Below are 13,707 nucleotides of genomic sequence, written 5' to 3'. Positions count from 1 at the left end.
ATCTTTCACGGTTATTCCCCTGCCAACAATTCTAGAATTTCTTTTGTCTTTTTATCCATTAACATACTATTCCCTACCGACTCAACATTTAAGCGAACTACTGGCTCTGTATTAGAGGTTCTTAGGTTAAAACGCCAGTCGCTGTACTCAATACTGATGCCATCAGTGAAATCAACATTAACCGCATCAGGTTCGTAAATAGCCCTAATTTTAGCAATGCAACTTTTAGCATCAACCAGTTTCCGATTAATCTCACCAGACGCCGGGAATGCACGCATCCGATCGCCAACTAATTGGCTTAAGGACATATTTTTAACACAAAGTAATTCAGCAACCAGTAACCAAGGGATCATCCCACTATCGCAGTATGCAAAATCACGGAAGTAATGGTGAGCACTCATTTCACCGCCGTATATTGCATCTTCTTTGCGCATCCTTTCCTTAATAAAGGCATGTCCAGTTTTGGACATAATAGGAATGCCGCCTGCCTTAGAAATGATATCAATCGTGTTCCAGGTTAACCTTGGGTCATGAATTATTTTTGCACCTTTCTCTTTCTGCAAGAAAGCTTCGCCCAGGAGACCTACAATATAATAGCCCTCAATAAACTGTGCATTCTCATCAAATAAGAAGCAGCGGTCAAAGTCACCATCAAACGCAATACCCATATCTGCACTTGTTTCGCTAACTACTTTTTCAGTATCAGCCCTGCATTCGGGTAATAGAGGATTAGGGATCCCATTAGGGAAATTGCCATCAGGATGGTGGTGAATTTTTATAAACTCAATAGGAAGCTGTGCAGCCTTGAAACGTTTTTCAATTTCATCAATAACATGCCCAGCAGCACCATTACCGGAGTTTATTGCAAGTTTCAGTGGACGGGTAAAGTTTTTGAAATCGATATAACCCATTAAATGATCAATGTATTCATTAAGTATCGAGATCTTTTTATAACTTCCTTTCTTGCTTTGATCTGGTACTGCGAAATCATTTTCTTCAGCCAGTCTTTGGATATCACGCAAGCCGGTATCACCACTAATCGGCTTGGCATTTTCCCGAACCAACTTCATGCCATTGTAATCCATTGGATTATGGCTAGCAGTTACTTCAATGCCACCATCAACACCTAGGTGAAAAGTAGCGAAATAAATTTCTTCTGTTCCACTTAAACCAATATCCAAGACGTCACTGCCAGCGTCCATTAACCCTTCGGCCAAAGCCATTTTTAATGATTCGCTGGTTAACCGAACATCACCACCAACGACAATGGTTTTTGGTTTCAAATATTCACCAAAAGCTCGACCAATACGGTAAGCAATATCTTCATTCAATTCTGAACCTAATTGGCCGCGGATATCATAAGCTTTAAAACAAGTTAAGGTCTTCATTGTTTCCTCTAAATCAGCAACGGCCATAATGGTCTTTAATTCTGATAATATCGTCATCGCCCAGATAAGAGCCTGATTGAACTTCAATAAGTTCAAGTGGGATTTTTCCTGGATTTTCTAACATATGAAGTGAGCCAATAGGAATAAAAGTAGATTGGTTTTCAGTTATTAAAAACGTTTTATCCGCAATGGTTACTTTGGCTGTACCTGATAATACAATCCAATGCTCTGCCCGATGATGATGCATCTGCATAGAGAAAGCGCCACCCGGCTTAACGGTAATGCGGTTAACATTAAAACGTTGTTCATTAACAACAATATCGCAACGCCCCCAAGGACGATAAGTTTCTCTGTGGCGGCGATACTCGCTACGTTTAGTTTGTTTCAGGTGCTCAACGATTTTTTTAACGTCTTGTACTTTCGATTTATCGACCACTAATACTGCGTCTTTTGTGCTGACGATAACTAAGTTATCTACCCCCACGGCGGCAACTAATTTCTCATCAGTATTAATATAACAATTCTGTGTATCATGCAGGAATGTATCGCCGGTAACGGCATTTCCTGATTTATCTTTATTGCTGACATCCCAAAGAGCAGACCAAGAACCGACATCACTCCACCCAGCATCTAGCGGTACTACTACCGCATTACTGGTTTGTTCCATTACGGCATAATCTATTGACTCATCAGGACAAACACTAAATTTATCTTTATCAATGGTAATAAAGTCTTTGTCTGAATCTGAATCTTTCATGGCGGCTTTGCAAGCTTCAAGAATATCGGGTCTAAACTTCTCCAACTCTTGGATATATCGCTTAGCACGAAACATAAACATGCCGCTGTTCCAATAATATTCACCAGAACTAATATATTGCTCGGCTGTTTTTAAATCAGGTTTTTCAACAAAGCGCTGTACTTTGAAAGCTTCAGAAGCATCATTAACTGTGGTTTCACCACGTTGTATGTAGCCATAACCTGTTTCTGGGCCGGTCGGAACAATACCAAAAGTAACCAGACTGTCTTTTTTAGCAAACGGAATAGCATCGGTGATGGCTTGGTGGAAAGCGTTGCAATCATTAATGATATGATCCGCGGCCAATACCAACATGATAGGGTCGTCGCCTTGGGAGATAGCGTTTAATGCAGCTAATGCAATAGCAGGAGCGGTGTTACGTCCAACAGGTTCTAATATTATGTTGTGTGAAAGTTTATTTATTTGTCGTAACTGTTCAGCAACTAAGAAACGATGTTCCTCATTACAAATGACAACTGGCTCTCTGACAGAAATGCCCTCCAGCCGATTTACTGTCTCTTGTAGCATCGAACTTACCCCGTGTAAGCGCAGAAATTGCTTGGGATAAAGTTCTCTTGACATTGGCCATAGACGACTACCCGTTCCACCAGCCATAATCACCGGAAGTAACATCATATATCCTTAATCACTAAAAGTTACGTACTAGAAGTTTCACACTTCAAATGAGAACAATAATTATTCCATCTGAAATAATTATCAGCATTATTAATTGTCTGATTTGACAACGCTACCGCTCTTGGCTTTACAGCTACCAAAGGCTATATGGTCATATTTGCAGCATATTGAGGGCGTTGCTTAATTATAGATGTATGATTCTATTGAGCAAATTATACTCATATAATTATTTCTACTTATTATCTATCATATCGCATTAAATTTGACTAGGAAACATCTGTTAGTTGCATTGACATGTTAGAGGTTTTATTATCAAAATTACGATTTAGTTTCAATATGTTACAGGTTTTCATTTTATTGTTCACACCCCTATTGCGGGTATGTTTTATCAATAATCTCTTATATTTGAATTTGAAAAATTTACGTTATACGCTCATTATTTGTTTTGGCAGTATAAGCCGCAGAAATAAAAGGTGAAATTGGATATATGGAATGGATCGCAGATCCTACTATTTGGGCAGGGCTGGCAACGCTAGTTGTGCTCGAAATTGTGTTAGGCATCGACAACCTAATATTTATTGCCATTTTGGCGGAAAAATTACCCCGTCATCTGCGGGATAAAGCAAGAGTAACGGGGCTTCTTTGTGCATTATTGATGCGCCTGGTGCTGTTGGCATGCATCTCTTGGCTCGCAACATTAACTGCGCCTTTTGTTACCCTTGCGGGGCACCCATTCAGTGCCCGTGATTTGATTATGCTGGTTGGCGGGGTATTCCTGCTGTTTAAAGCCACCATGGAGCTCAATGAGCGGCTTGAAGGTAAAGATCATCAGCAGAACCAACAACGCAAAACCGCGCGTTTCTGGCCGGTAGTAGCACAAATTGTGGTGCTGGATGCCATTTTCTCCCTCGACTCAGTGATTACTGCCGTCGGCATGGTTGACCACCTTGCAGTCATGATGGCTGCGGTCTGTATTGCTATTGGCCTGATGCTGCTTGCCAGCAAACCATTGACCCGCTTTGTAAATGCGCACCCAACCATTGTCATTCTGTGCTTAAGCTTCTTGCTAATGATTGGCTTTAGCTTAGTCGCGGAGGGCTTCGGCTATCATATCCCTAAAGGTTATCTCTATGCCGCAATTGGTTTCTCAGTAATTATTGAGTCGCTAAATCAGTTTGCGCAATTCAATCGCCGCCGCTTCCTGTCGACGGTTCGGCCATTACGAGAAAGAACTGCTGAAGCTGTCCTGCGGATGTTGAGTGGCAAACATGAAGAAGCCGAATTGGATAACCGTACCGCCAATCTGATCGCAGATAATACCAGTGTAGGCCAAGAAGTGTTCAACGAGCAGGAACGCCGAATGATTGAGCGGGTATTAGGACTGGCACAGCGCACGGTCAGTAGCATCATGACTTCACGCCATGATGTTGAATATCTTGACCTTAATGACCCACCAGAGAGACTGGCTCAACTGTTGACCAAGAATCTGCATACCCGAATTGTCGTCACAGAGGATAGTTCGACTGATGAACCTTTGGGTGTGATTCATGTAATTGATTTGTTGCGACAGCAATTGGCGGGAGAAAAACTCGACTTGCGGGCGCTGGTTCGCCAGCCTCTGATTTTTCCTGAGCAAGTTTCACTGTTGATGGCTCTTGAACAATTCCGTCAAGCACAAACACATTTTGCCTTTGTGGTCGACGAGTTTGGCTCCATCGAAGGGGTGGTTACCCTGACGGATGTGATGGAAACTATTGCAGGAAATCTCCCCGTGGCGGGTGAGGAACTGGATGCCCGCCATGATATTCAGCAAACGGAAGACGGTTGCTGGATTGCGAACGGCTATATGCCACTGGAAGATTTAGTGCTTTACCTGCCTCTCCCTATTCATGATAAACGTGAATATCACACCTTGGCCGGGCTCTTAATGGAATATACTCAGCGGATCCCTAAAGTGGGCGAGCAACTGAAGATTGGTGACTATCTGTTTGAGCCGCTGGAAGTCAGTAGCCATCGTATTTTGAAGGTGAAAATAACCCCGCTGAATGTGCCAGACCCTGATTATGAAGTTTGAGTAATTAACCCTCAAAATAGCTTAAACAGGTAGAAATAAAAAAACCGGGTAGCCCATCGCACCCGGTTTTTTTGTTAACTTATGTGAATATTATAAGTGCGAAGGCACCAAAAGCTCGGTGGCCACAATCACCACAACTAACCCAACCAGTACCGGTACTGAGGTGCGTTTCACCACTTCAAAGGGTGAGATTTTTGCCATCCCCGCAACAGCAACGACTACCCCCGAAACCGGAGATAAAGTCCGCCCCAAATTGGATGCTTGTAGCATTGGAATAACCAGATAGGCTGGATTTATCCCCATTTGAGCCGCTAATTTTGGAATCAGCTCCACAAACGCATAAAACGGAGCATTGCCCGAACCGGTTGTCATCGCCGCCAGCATCGTAATGACGACCAATACCAGCATCATAATCAGGCCACCGGTGCCAAAGGATTGTGCTAATCCAATCAAACCGCTGATAAATCCAACAGTACTCAGCCCTTGTGCAAATATACCCGCCGCCACCAATAACATAACCACGGTCGCAAATGCATCGGCCATTCCACGATAAGCCACTTCCAGACCGGCAAATACCGTTTTAGCATTAAAACTACGCAAAAATTCAATCACTGCGGCAATCAGCATACAAATAACCAACACCGAGATGATGTGCAATTCTGGCCCCCATTTACCATCAAATATCAACACCCCAATAATGGGCGTGAAGGGTAAAATGGCATAAAAACTTGGCGCATTGGTGGTGATGTCGTTTACATCCATCATCTCATGTTTTTCTTGGCTTTTATTATCTAGGTAGCGCTGCCAAAAAAAGTGAGCAATTGCCATGCAGACAATAGCTGCAATAGAAATAGGTAACGTCGTTTTAAAGGCAAAATCAACTAATGGCATTTCAGAAGCTTGTGCCGCCAGTACAACATCGCCAGAAGTAGGCGCAAGAATAATTGCTGCCGGTGATGCACAAATAGCCGCGGCTGCCCCACGACTGATCCCGACATTAACCATTACAGGGAACAATGTCGCCATCAATAACACACCTAAGCCGGTTGCCGATGAAACCGCCAAAGACATCAGACAGGCAACGATATAAGCCGCGACCATCAGTAAATAAGGGGAATTGATCATTTGCAGTGGTTTGGATGCAATCTTGACCACTACATCATTTGCACCGATATGTGTCATATAAGCTGCAAAGCCACATAACATCATGATCATCATGCCAAGATCACCACCACGGCTCATCAGCAGGATTTTGACATACTCGACAATATCCGTTGCTCGCCAACCGGTTGATGTTGCACTGGCAGGTAATATATTTTTCCCCAGCAAGGCACTGATAATTAACAGCAGTAAACCACCCACCATCAATACACCAGTAGCCGAATAACCTTTAATAATATAGCGGCCTACACCAATGGCCACTACAATCCCTATCAAAAGATCTAACATAAACCCTCTCTCACCGAATATTTCCTTCGTCTTTGAAGCCGCAGAAGAATTAACCTAAACCTCCCACTTCAATTTCTTGGGCATACTCATTTGTTGCTGAATGTTGTATTAAGATTTTTTTATTAAAATACAGAAATCGCTCTGCACTCTGCCCAAAGTACAGTGGCGAGTTTATGACATCCATCAACGATTCGCAGATATTTTAGAAACAAATAGCAGTTTGTGAGCAGCTGGTAGGATTTTATGTTTAAAACGGCGAGATTGACGAACAAAATAACAACAGGAAGGTAACAAACAGAAAAGTATTATACCCGATAAACCACTCGGCTTATCGGGAGAGGGTTGATTAGGATTAAAGCTTATCAATCAACTTATTAAGATCTTTACGTGCCCGATTTTCTTCATTACGTTCAGCCCAGTCGCGTAGGGCTTTTTTAGCGCGCTGCTGCAATTCATTACGCAAAAGCTGCTCAACATCCAATTGATAACTGAGTTGCGTCCATGGGCCATAAATACGCAGTGGGATATTCGTGTCTTGCAACAGCTTAACCAAGCTATCCTGGCCACTCCAGCCCCCCATGACTCGCACGGACAAATTCATATCACATTGCTGTTGGAGTAAGTTGAGTTCCCCATTACCGTTAATAGCAATCAGTTCTGAATCAGCCTTAAGGCTGCTGACATTTATCTTACCTTTGCTTAGAGTCAAATTCGTTTGGAGTTGCTTAACCTCAGTGTAGCGCTCATACCTATCCTGGCCTTTAACATCGCTGGAGCTGCGCGCCACTGCCTGCTGGATAAGCTGTTGAATATTTAGCCCTTGCAGCCGCGAATCATTCATGCTGAATTGTGCTACCCCTTTCCAGCGGCGATTGAATGCATCCACATTCAGGCCATCACCAGAGAGTTGCGCCGTCATAGAGAATTTGCCTGTCATCATCGGAGGAAGACCCGCGGCCTGCAAGACCGGCCCCAGTTCCATATGATTTATCACTGGATTAATGGCTGTCAGTACTTTTTTACCCGAGACATCCAACGACCCCGGCAGCGAAAAATCACCGTCTAAGGCATTACCCGTTAAGCGGCTAATCTGTATATCACCCCGCTGATTTGATGCCTGTAAATTCAGCTGACTGACTTGTATGCCTCGATAAACCAGATTGCTCGCAGTAAGTGCCAGTTGCGCCGTAAAATCACGTAACGACTGCAAGTCCTGCCCGACATCATCATCCGCCTGAATAGCAATAACCGGCGCAGTCACGGCGGGCTGCTTGACATTGTCTTTGCTATTAGCCGTGCTTTTAGGTTCCCAACCGAAGATAGTATCCAGATTGAGATTATCAGCCGCCAGATTGATGTCATAGTCAGGTATATCGCCCAGAGTGGCTTTGGCACTCCCCGTTAACTGATTATCATTGGCAGTGAAACTCAACTGATTTAACAATAATTGCTTAATATCATCTTGGTAGCTGGCCTGTAATGTTCCTTCCCCGCTCACACCACCAACAGGAATATCCGCGCCCTCTACTTTATAAGTAAACTGGCTGATACTCGCACTAAATTGGCGGGGGTAATGGCGCATATCCGCATCCGCAACCATAGAGAAAGAAATATCGCGTTGATTACGATTAATACGGCTGGCAACGGTAATATGCACTTGCCGTTGATCATCTTGCTTAAGTTCAAGATTAATATCCCGAACATTGACTTGGTCATTATCTGTCCGTTGCCAAACTAATAAGCTGTCGACAACCTGAACTTTATTGATATCAAGCTTCCAGGCGCGGTGTTCATCAACAGGCGTATTTCCACTGGGTGCTACCGGGGCATCAGCTCGCTGTTGAGATTCGCTTTCTGGCGTTAAGCGGATAACCGCGCCTTTCAGCATCACCTGTTTTATATCCAACTGATGTGACAGCAACGGCCATAGTTTGACATCCAGGCGCATATTTTCAGCACTGAGCACCGGGGTTGCGGCACCGGGAGCAGTCAGCGCCGTTCGGCCAGCAATAATGCTGAGTTGCGGCCAAACATGCCAACGTAAATCACCTTCAAGTTGCAGATGATAACCACTTTTCTTCTCTACCTGTTTGACCATGTAGCCACGAAAGTCATTAGGATTTACTAGCAATACCAATGCGCTCATACCCGCAACTAATACAACGAGCAGGATAATTAACGTCGTTAGTAATCGTCTCATGACTTCCTCTTGTCCAAACAGGCTAAAATCTCAGCGATGAAAATGGCTAGTCTTTATCTATGCGACTGGCTACAGCGCCTTGCTGGCCGCGATATTTTGCATCCTGACGGCTATTATAAGGGCGCGCCGCAGGGCCAGAGAGTGGCTCAAAACTCAATGCACCAATTAACATCCCAGGGCGCAGTGCCAGCGGCAACTTACCTGAATTATAGAACTCCAGCACAATCCTGCCTTGCCAGCCGGGATCAATGCGGTGGGCTGTCACATGCACCATCAACCCAAGGCGAGCCAAAGAGGAACGCCCGTCAAGCCAGCCGACCAGATCATCAGGGATAGTAACCGATTCCAACGTCACAGCCAGTGCCAGCTCTGCTGGATGTAGAAAGAAAGCTTCACCTTCAGGCAGAATGATTTCATCACTCATAACCCGATCCAGTGCTTTACTGACTTCATCTTTCGGGCCGCTTAAGTCAATGAATCCGGCAGTGTGCCCACTGAAAACACGGAATTTATTGCCTAAGCGAATATCGACTGTCGCACCATTGATTCGTTCTACTGGCGGGCGAGGATCTATTCCCAATTTACCGCTATCCAGCCAAGCTTCTATGTCACGATCGCACAGTCTCATTGCTTAAATCCCCATTAAAATTCGTATGTTGCAGCTTACATATTATGAAAGCTGCCATATTAAGCAGCAAAGATCCAGACGAAGATTACTCAAAGAACTGACTGATTTTCGCTTTTAGAATATCGATCGCAATGCGGTTCTTACCGCCACGTGGAACAATAATGTCAGCGTATTGTTTGGAAGGTTCGATAAATTGCAGAAACATTGGGCGCACAGTTTTCTGGTATTGAACCATGACGGAATCCATTGAGCGACCACGTTCATTCACATCACGTTTCATCCGGCGCATCAAACAGATATCTAACGGAGTATCAACAAAGATTGAGAAATTCATCTCTTGGCGCAGACGGATGTCGGTCAGCAGCAAGATCCCCTCTAGAATAATCACTTTCTTTGGCTCTAAATGGACGGTTTCTTTTTTACGTGTGTGCTCAGTATAACTGTAAAGCGGCAATTCAATAGAGTTACCCGCTTTCAGGGATTGCAGATGTTCCAGTAATAAATTGTGGTCCATGGCGCTAGGGTGGTCATAGTTGGTTTTGACCCGTTCTTCCATCGACAGATGACTCTGGTCTTTGTAATAACCATCCTCAGGAATAACGCCAATATGTTCGTCACCAACCTGTTCACGCAATTCACGATACAACGTACTGGCAATAAGACTTTTTCCGGAGGCTGAGGCGCCCGCTATCCCGATAATGACGCACTGGTGTGCTTTGTCAGTCATAAAATTAAAGACCTGATTACTAAGTGTGAAGGGAGACGAAGCACACAAGGTGCTTCGAGCGCGCCAATTATAAGGAGTTAGCCAGCCTGATGCCAGCGCTATACCCTGCATTCTTGAAGTTACAGCGGCGTTGGCTACTCTCACTCACCCGAATCACTGACCGGTGTCAGCTCATCGGGATTTATTCGTTTGCCGCCTACCTGTCACTCCAATTATTTTGGGTAATACCTGCATTCTTGAAGTTACAGCGGCGTTGGCTACTCTGGCTCACCCGAATCACTATTTTGGGTAAGACAGGTATTCTGGGAGTTGCAGCAGTGTAGCTGTGCAACTCCCAGGGCTTTAAGTACAAATGAAACGTTGTTACACCGCGCGGAATGAAATTTCGGTCGGAATAGCATCCCCCTGCCAGTACATTTCCGCCGCAACATTGGATGCCAGTTGGCGGTACATGTCAGTAAACTCGCTATCAGGATGGCTTACTACAGTAGGTTCACCACGGTCGAGGTCTTCACGCAGCGAAATATGCAATGGGATTTGCCCCAGTAACTTACAGTGGTATTTCTGCGCCAGTTTCTCAGCCCCGCCAGTGCCAAAGATAGGTTCCAAATGGCCGCAATTACTGCAAATGTGCGCGCTCATATTTTCAACCACACCCAGTACGGGCACATGGACTTTCTGGAACATGACAATGCCTTTCATGGCATCAATCAGTGCGATGTCCTGCGGCGTTGTCACCACTAATGCACCAGTAACCGGAATATTCTGCGACAGCGTCAACTGGATATCCCCTGTGCCCGGTGGCATATCGACCACCAGATAATCCAAGTCCGGCCATAAGGTATCTTGCAGCATCTGCATCAAGGCTTTACTGGCCATAGGGCCACGCCACACCATTGCATTTTCTTCTGTGACCAAATAACCAATCGAGTTAGTGGCTATCCCATGAGCCATGATAGGCGCCATATGCTGGCCATCTGGCGAGGTTGGCTTCTGATTCACAGTTCCCAGCATGTTGGGAATAGAAGGGCCATAAATATCAGCATCCAAAATGCCAACTTTTGCGCCGCCCTCTGCCAGAGCCAGTGCCAGGTTAACAGCAGTGCTGGATTTCCCAACCCCACCTTTACCGGAACTGACCGCCAGAATATTGCGCACGCCTTTCACGCCCGGCTGGTCGTTAGCGCGTTTCAACGTAGTAATATTATGAGAAAGCTTCCAATCAATGGCCTTGGCACCGGTCACTGCCAGTAACTCGTCGCTAACTGATTCTTTTAGGATCTCAAAGCCAAACTGCCAAGCAAAAGGCATCACTAGCTCAATGTGCAGCACATTATCTAATAAAGCGCAGTGATGAATAGCGCGCAAGGCGCTGAGATCCTTTTGCAAGGTTGGGTGTTTAAAGGCGACAAGAACCTTGGAAATTTGTGATTGTAGCAGGTCAGCAGTGGTCTGCTCGGGGGATTTTGGGTTCATCCCAGCTCCTTTAATTTATCATTATTAACCTACAATACAGTGTACCAGAACTCATCAAGACCTGTGTGCGCCGAATTAAGGAGAAAGCTAAAACAGACCACATAACCCCGAAGACTAATAACGAAATGTACTAAAAAATGACTAAAATTGATGGGTTATGACTTAAGACAGCCAACAGCCAGCCTTACCCTAGCGGCAAACCCGCTTATCGGTTAACATCAAAGACCCTTTAACCAAAATAAAGAAAGCAATTTCCCACTATGGCTCAAGTCGCGAAAAAAATATTGGTGACGTGCGCGCTACCATACGCTAACGGTTCTATTCATCTCGGCCACATGCTCGAGCACATCCAGGCAGACATCTGGGTCCGTTTCCAGCGAATGCGCGGCAACCAGGTTCATTTTATCTGTGCAGATGATGCCCACGGCACCCCTATCATGCTGAAAGCTCAGCAACTGGGTATCGAACCGGAGCAAATGATTGCCGAAATGAGCCAGGAGCACCAACAGGATTTCGCCGGTTTCGCTATCAGTTATGATAACTATCACTCCACCCACAGTGATGAAAACCGTGAACTGTCGAGCCTGATATATGGCCGCCTGAAGGCTAACGGCTATATCAAGAATCGCACTATTTCTCAGCTGTATGATCCTGAGAAAGGCATGTTCCTGCCCGACCGTTTTGTCAAAGGCACCTGTCCGAAGTGTAAAGCGCCAGATCAATATGGCGATAACTGTGAAGTCTGTGGCGCAACCTACAGCCCGACGGAACTTATCGATCCAAAATCTGCGGTTTCCGGTGCTACACCGGTGCTGCGTGAATCTGAGCACTTCTTCTTCGACCTACCCGCATTCAGCGATATGCTGCAAGCCTGGACTCGATCTGGTGCATTGCAGGAACAAGTTGCGAATAAAATGCAGGAATGGTTTGAATCAGGTCTGCAACAGTGGGATATCTCCCGTGATGCGCCCTACTTCGGCTTTGAAATCCCGGATGCGCCAGGTAAATATTTCTATGTTTGGCTGGACGCGCCAATTGGCTACATGGGCGCATTTAAAAACCTGTGTGACAAACGTGACGATTTAGATTTTGACGAATTCTGGCGTGAAGGCTCCACAACCGATCTTTATCATTTCATTGGTAAAGATATTGTTTACTTCCACAGTTTGTTCTGGCCGGCCATGCTGGAAGGCAGTCAATTCCGCAAGCCAACCAACTTATTTGTTCATGGTTATGTGACGGTAAACGGCGCAAAAATGTCGAAATCCCGCGGCACCTTTATTAAAGCGGGCACTTACCTGAAACATTTGGATGCTGATTGCCTGCGTTATTACTATGCCGCTAAGCTCTCTTCGCGCATTGATGATATCGACTTGAATCTGGAAGATTTCGTCCAACGCGTTAACGCCGATATCGTCAATAAAGTGGTGAATCTGGCTTCCCGTAATGCCGGTTTTATCAGCAAACGTTTTGACGGCAAGTTAGCCGACCAACTGGCTGACCCTGAGCTGTATAAGACCTTTACCGATGCTGCCGTCAGCATTGCTGATGCCTACAGCAACCGCGAATCAAGCAAAGCCATTCGTGAAATCATGGCATTGGCAGATATCGCCAACCGCTATGTTGATGAGCAGGCACCTTGGGTAGTGGCCAAAGCAGAGGGCCGTGATGCCGATTTGCAAGCCATTTGCTCGATGGGTATTAACCTGTTCCGCGTGCTAATGACTTATCTCAAACCGGTGTTACCCGCACTGACAGAACGTACTGAGGCTTTCCTTAATACTGAATTGACATGGGATAGCATTGAGCAACCGCTGTTAAGTCATCAGATCAATACCTTTAAGGCACTGTTTAACCGTATTGATTTGGACAAGGTTAATGACATGGTGGCCTCTTCTAAAGAAGATATGGCAGCCGCCGTTATAGCGACCGGCCCATTAGCTGACGACCCGATTCAGGAAACCATCAACTTTGATGATTTTGCTAAAGTGGATATGCGCATTGCATTGATTCAACAAGCAGATTTTGTCGAAGGTTCAGATAAGTTATTGAAACTGAAACTGGATCTTGGCGGTGAAACCCGTCAGGTCTTCTCTGGTATCCGCTCGGCATATCCTGACCCTAAAGTATTGGAAGGCCGTTTGACGGTGATGGTTGCCAACCTGGCTCCGCGCAAAATGCGCTTCGGCATTTCTGAAGGCATGGTGATGGCCGCAGGCCCTGGTGGTAATGATATCTTCCTGCTAAGCCCAGATAATGGCGCTAAACCGGGTATGCAAGTGAAGTAAACGTCATGACTAACATGCCGGTCAGGGTTAACTTGGCCGGCATTT

At 45.3% G+C, this 13,707-nt stretch carries 10 protein-coding genes; 3 read left to right on the top strand and 7 right to left on the bottom strand.

Features of this window, described 5'->3' with window-relative positions; genetic code table 11:
• Positions 1-11: 11 nt before the first annotated feature.
• Together cpsG and YROHD0001_RS14225 are read right to left on the bottom strand one after the other, a co-directional pair.
• Complete coding sequence (cpsG, locus tag YROHD0001_RS14220; protein WP_004713532.1) at positions 12-1,388, bottom strand: phosphomannomutase CpsG; 1,377 nt, start codon at positions 1,386-1,388, stop codon at positions 12-14.
• A gap of 13 nt (positions 1,389-1,401) precedes the next feature.
• Positions 1,402-2,817 carry a mannose-1-phosphate guanylyltransferase/mannose-6-phosphate isomerase gene (locus YROHD0001_RS14225; RefSeq protein ID WP_032816133.1) on the bottom strand — a complete coding sequence of 472 codons (1,416 nt, stop codon included), beginning with the start codon at positions 2,815-2,817 and terminating at the stop codon, positions 1,402-1,404.
• A 490-nt stretch (positions 2,818-3,307) separates the two neighbouring features.
• Between YROHD0001_RS14225 and YROHD0001_RS14230 the strand changes: the two genes are divergently transcribed.
• The gene (locus YROHD0001_RS14230; protein ID WP_032816131.1) at positions 3,308-4,894 is read left to right on the top strand and encodes a TerC family protein; all 1,587 of its coding nucleotides are present in this window, start codon (positions 3,308-3,310) and stop codon (positions 4,892-4,894) included.
• A 90-nt stretch (positions 4,895-4,984) separates the two neighbouring features.
• Here the strand turns inward: YROHD0001_RS14230 and dcuC are convergent, their stop codons facing one another.
• The 4 genes from dcuC to udk form a co-directional block, all read right to left on the bottom strand.
• Positions 4,985-6,343 (bottom strand): anaerobic C4-dicarboxylate transporter DcuC, encoded by a 1,359-nt coding sequence (gene dcuC, locus YROHD0001_RS14235; RefSeq protein WP_032816128.1) that lies wholly within the window; start codon positions 6,341-6,343, stop codon positions 4,985-4,987.
• Between the two features lie 352 nt (positions 6,344-6,695).
• Positions 6,696-8,543, bottom strand: a complete 1,848-nt coding sequence (asmA, locus tag YROHD0001_RS14240) for an outer membrane assembly protein AsmA (protein ID WP_032816127.1) — start codon at positions 8,541-8,543, stop codon at positions 6,696-6,698.
• 46 nt (positions 8,544-8,589) lie between these two features.
• A complete protein-coding gene (dcd, locus tag YROHD0001_RS14245) occupies positions 8,590-9,171 on the bottom strand; it encodes a dCTP deaminase (protein ID WP_004713526.1) in 582 nt (193 codons plus the stop codon).
• A gap of 85 nt (positions 9,172-9,256) precedes the next feature.
• On the bottom strand, positions 9,257-9,898 hold the full coding sequence (gene udk / locus YROHD0001_RS14250) for a uridine kinase (protein ID WP_004713525.1): 642 nt from the start codon (positions 9,896-9,898) through the stop codon (positions 9,257-9,259).
• A gap of 89 nt (positions 9,899-9,987) precedes the next feature.
• On the opposite strand from udk, the gene YROHD0001_RS0117325 reads away from it, so the two are divergent.
• Complete coding sequence (locus tag YROHD0001_RS0117325; protein ID WP_032816126.1) at positions 9,988-10,221, top strand: hypothetical protein; 234 nt, start codon at positions 9,988-9,990, stop codon at positions 10,219-10,221.
• Positions 10,222-10,261: 40 nt separating this feature from the next.
• Here YROHD0001_RS0117325 and apbC read toward each other — a convergent pair whose 3' ends face one another.
• A complete protein-coding gene (gene apbC, locus YROHD0001_RS14255) occupies positions 10,262-11,374 on the bottom strand; it encodes an iron-sulfur cluster carrier protein ApbC (protein WP_004713523.1) in 1,113 nt (370 codons plus the stop codon).
• Between the two features lie 260 nt (positions 11,375-11,634).
• Between apbC and metG the strand changes: the two genes are divergently transcribed.
• A complete protein-coding gene (metG, locus tag YROHD0001_RS14260) occupies positions 11,635-13,662 on the top strand; it encodes a methionine--tRNA ligase (RefSeq protein ID WP_032816124.1) in 2,028 nt (675 codons plus the stop codon).
• Positions 13,663-13,707 lie beyond the last annotated feature (45 nt).

Source organism: Yersinia rohdei ATCC 43380 (assembly GCF_000173775.1).
GTDB classification, from domain to species: Bacteria; Pseudomonadota; Gammaproteobacteria; order Enterobacterales; family Enterobacteriaceae; genus Yersinia; species Yersinia rohdei.
This window is presented reverse-complemented; position numbering and strand designations above follow the sequence as displayed.

Coding starts and splice junctions, on each gene's coding strand:
- cpsG (WP_004713532.1), bottom strand. CDS start 1,388: ATGAAGACCTTAACTTGTTTTAAAGCTTATGATATCCGCGGCCAATTA.
- YROHD0001_RS14225 (WP_032816133.1), bottom strand. CDS start 2,817: ATGTTACTTCCGGTGATTATGGCTGGTGGAACGGGTAGTCGTCTATGG.
- YROHD0001_RS14230 (WP_032816131.1), top strand. CDS start 3,308: ATGGAATGGATCGCAGATCCTACTATTTGGGCAGGGCTGGCAACGCTA.
- dcuC (WP_032816128.1), bottom strand. CDS start 6,343: ATGTTAGATCTTTTGATAGGGATTGTAGTGGCCATTGGTGTAGGCCGC.
- asmA (WP_032816127.1), bottom strand. CDS start 8,543: ATGAGACGATTACTAACGACGTTAATTATCCTGCTCGTTGTATTAGTT.
- dcd (WP_004713526.1), bottom strand. CDS start 9,171: ATGAGACTGTGCGATCGTGACATAGAAGCTTGGCTGGATAGCGGTAAA.
- udk (WP_004713525.1), bottom strand. CDS start 9,898: ATGACTGACAAAGCACACCAGTGCGTCATTATCGGGATAGCGGGCGCC.
- YROHD0001_RS0117325 (WP_032816126.1), top strand. CDS start 9,988: ATGCCAGCGCTATACCCTGCATTCTTGAAGTTACAGCGGCGTTGGCTA.
- apbC (WP_004713523.1), bottom strand. CDS start 11,374: ATGAACCCAAAATCCCCCGAGCAGACCACTGCTGACCTGCTACAATCA.
- metG (WP_032816124.1), top strand. CDS start 11,635: ATGGCTCAAGTCGCGAAAAAAATATTGGTGACGTGCGCGCTACCATAC.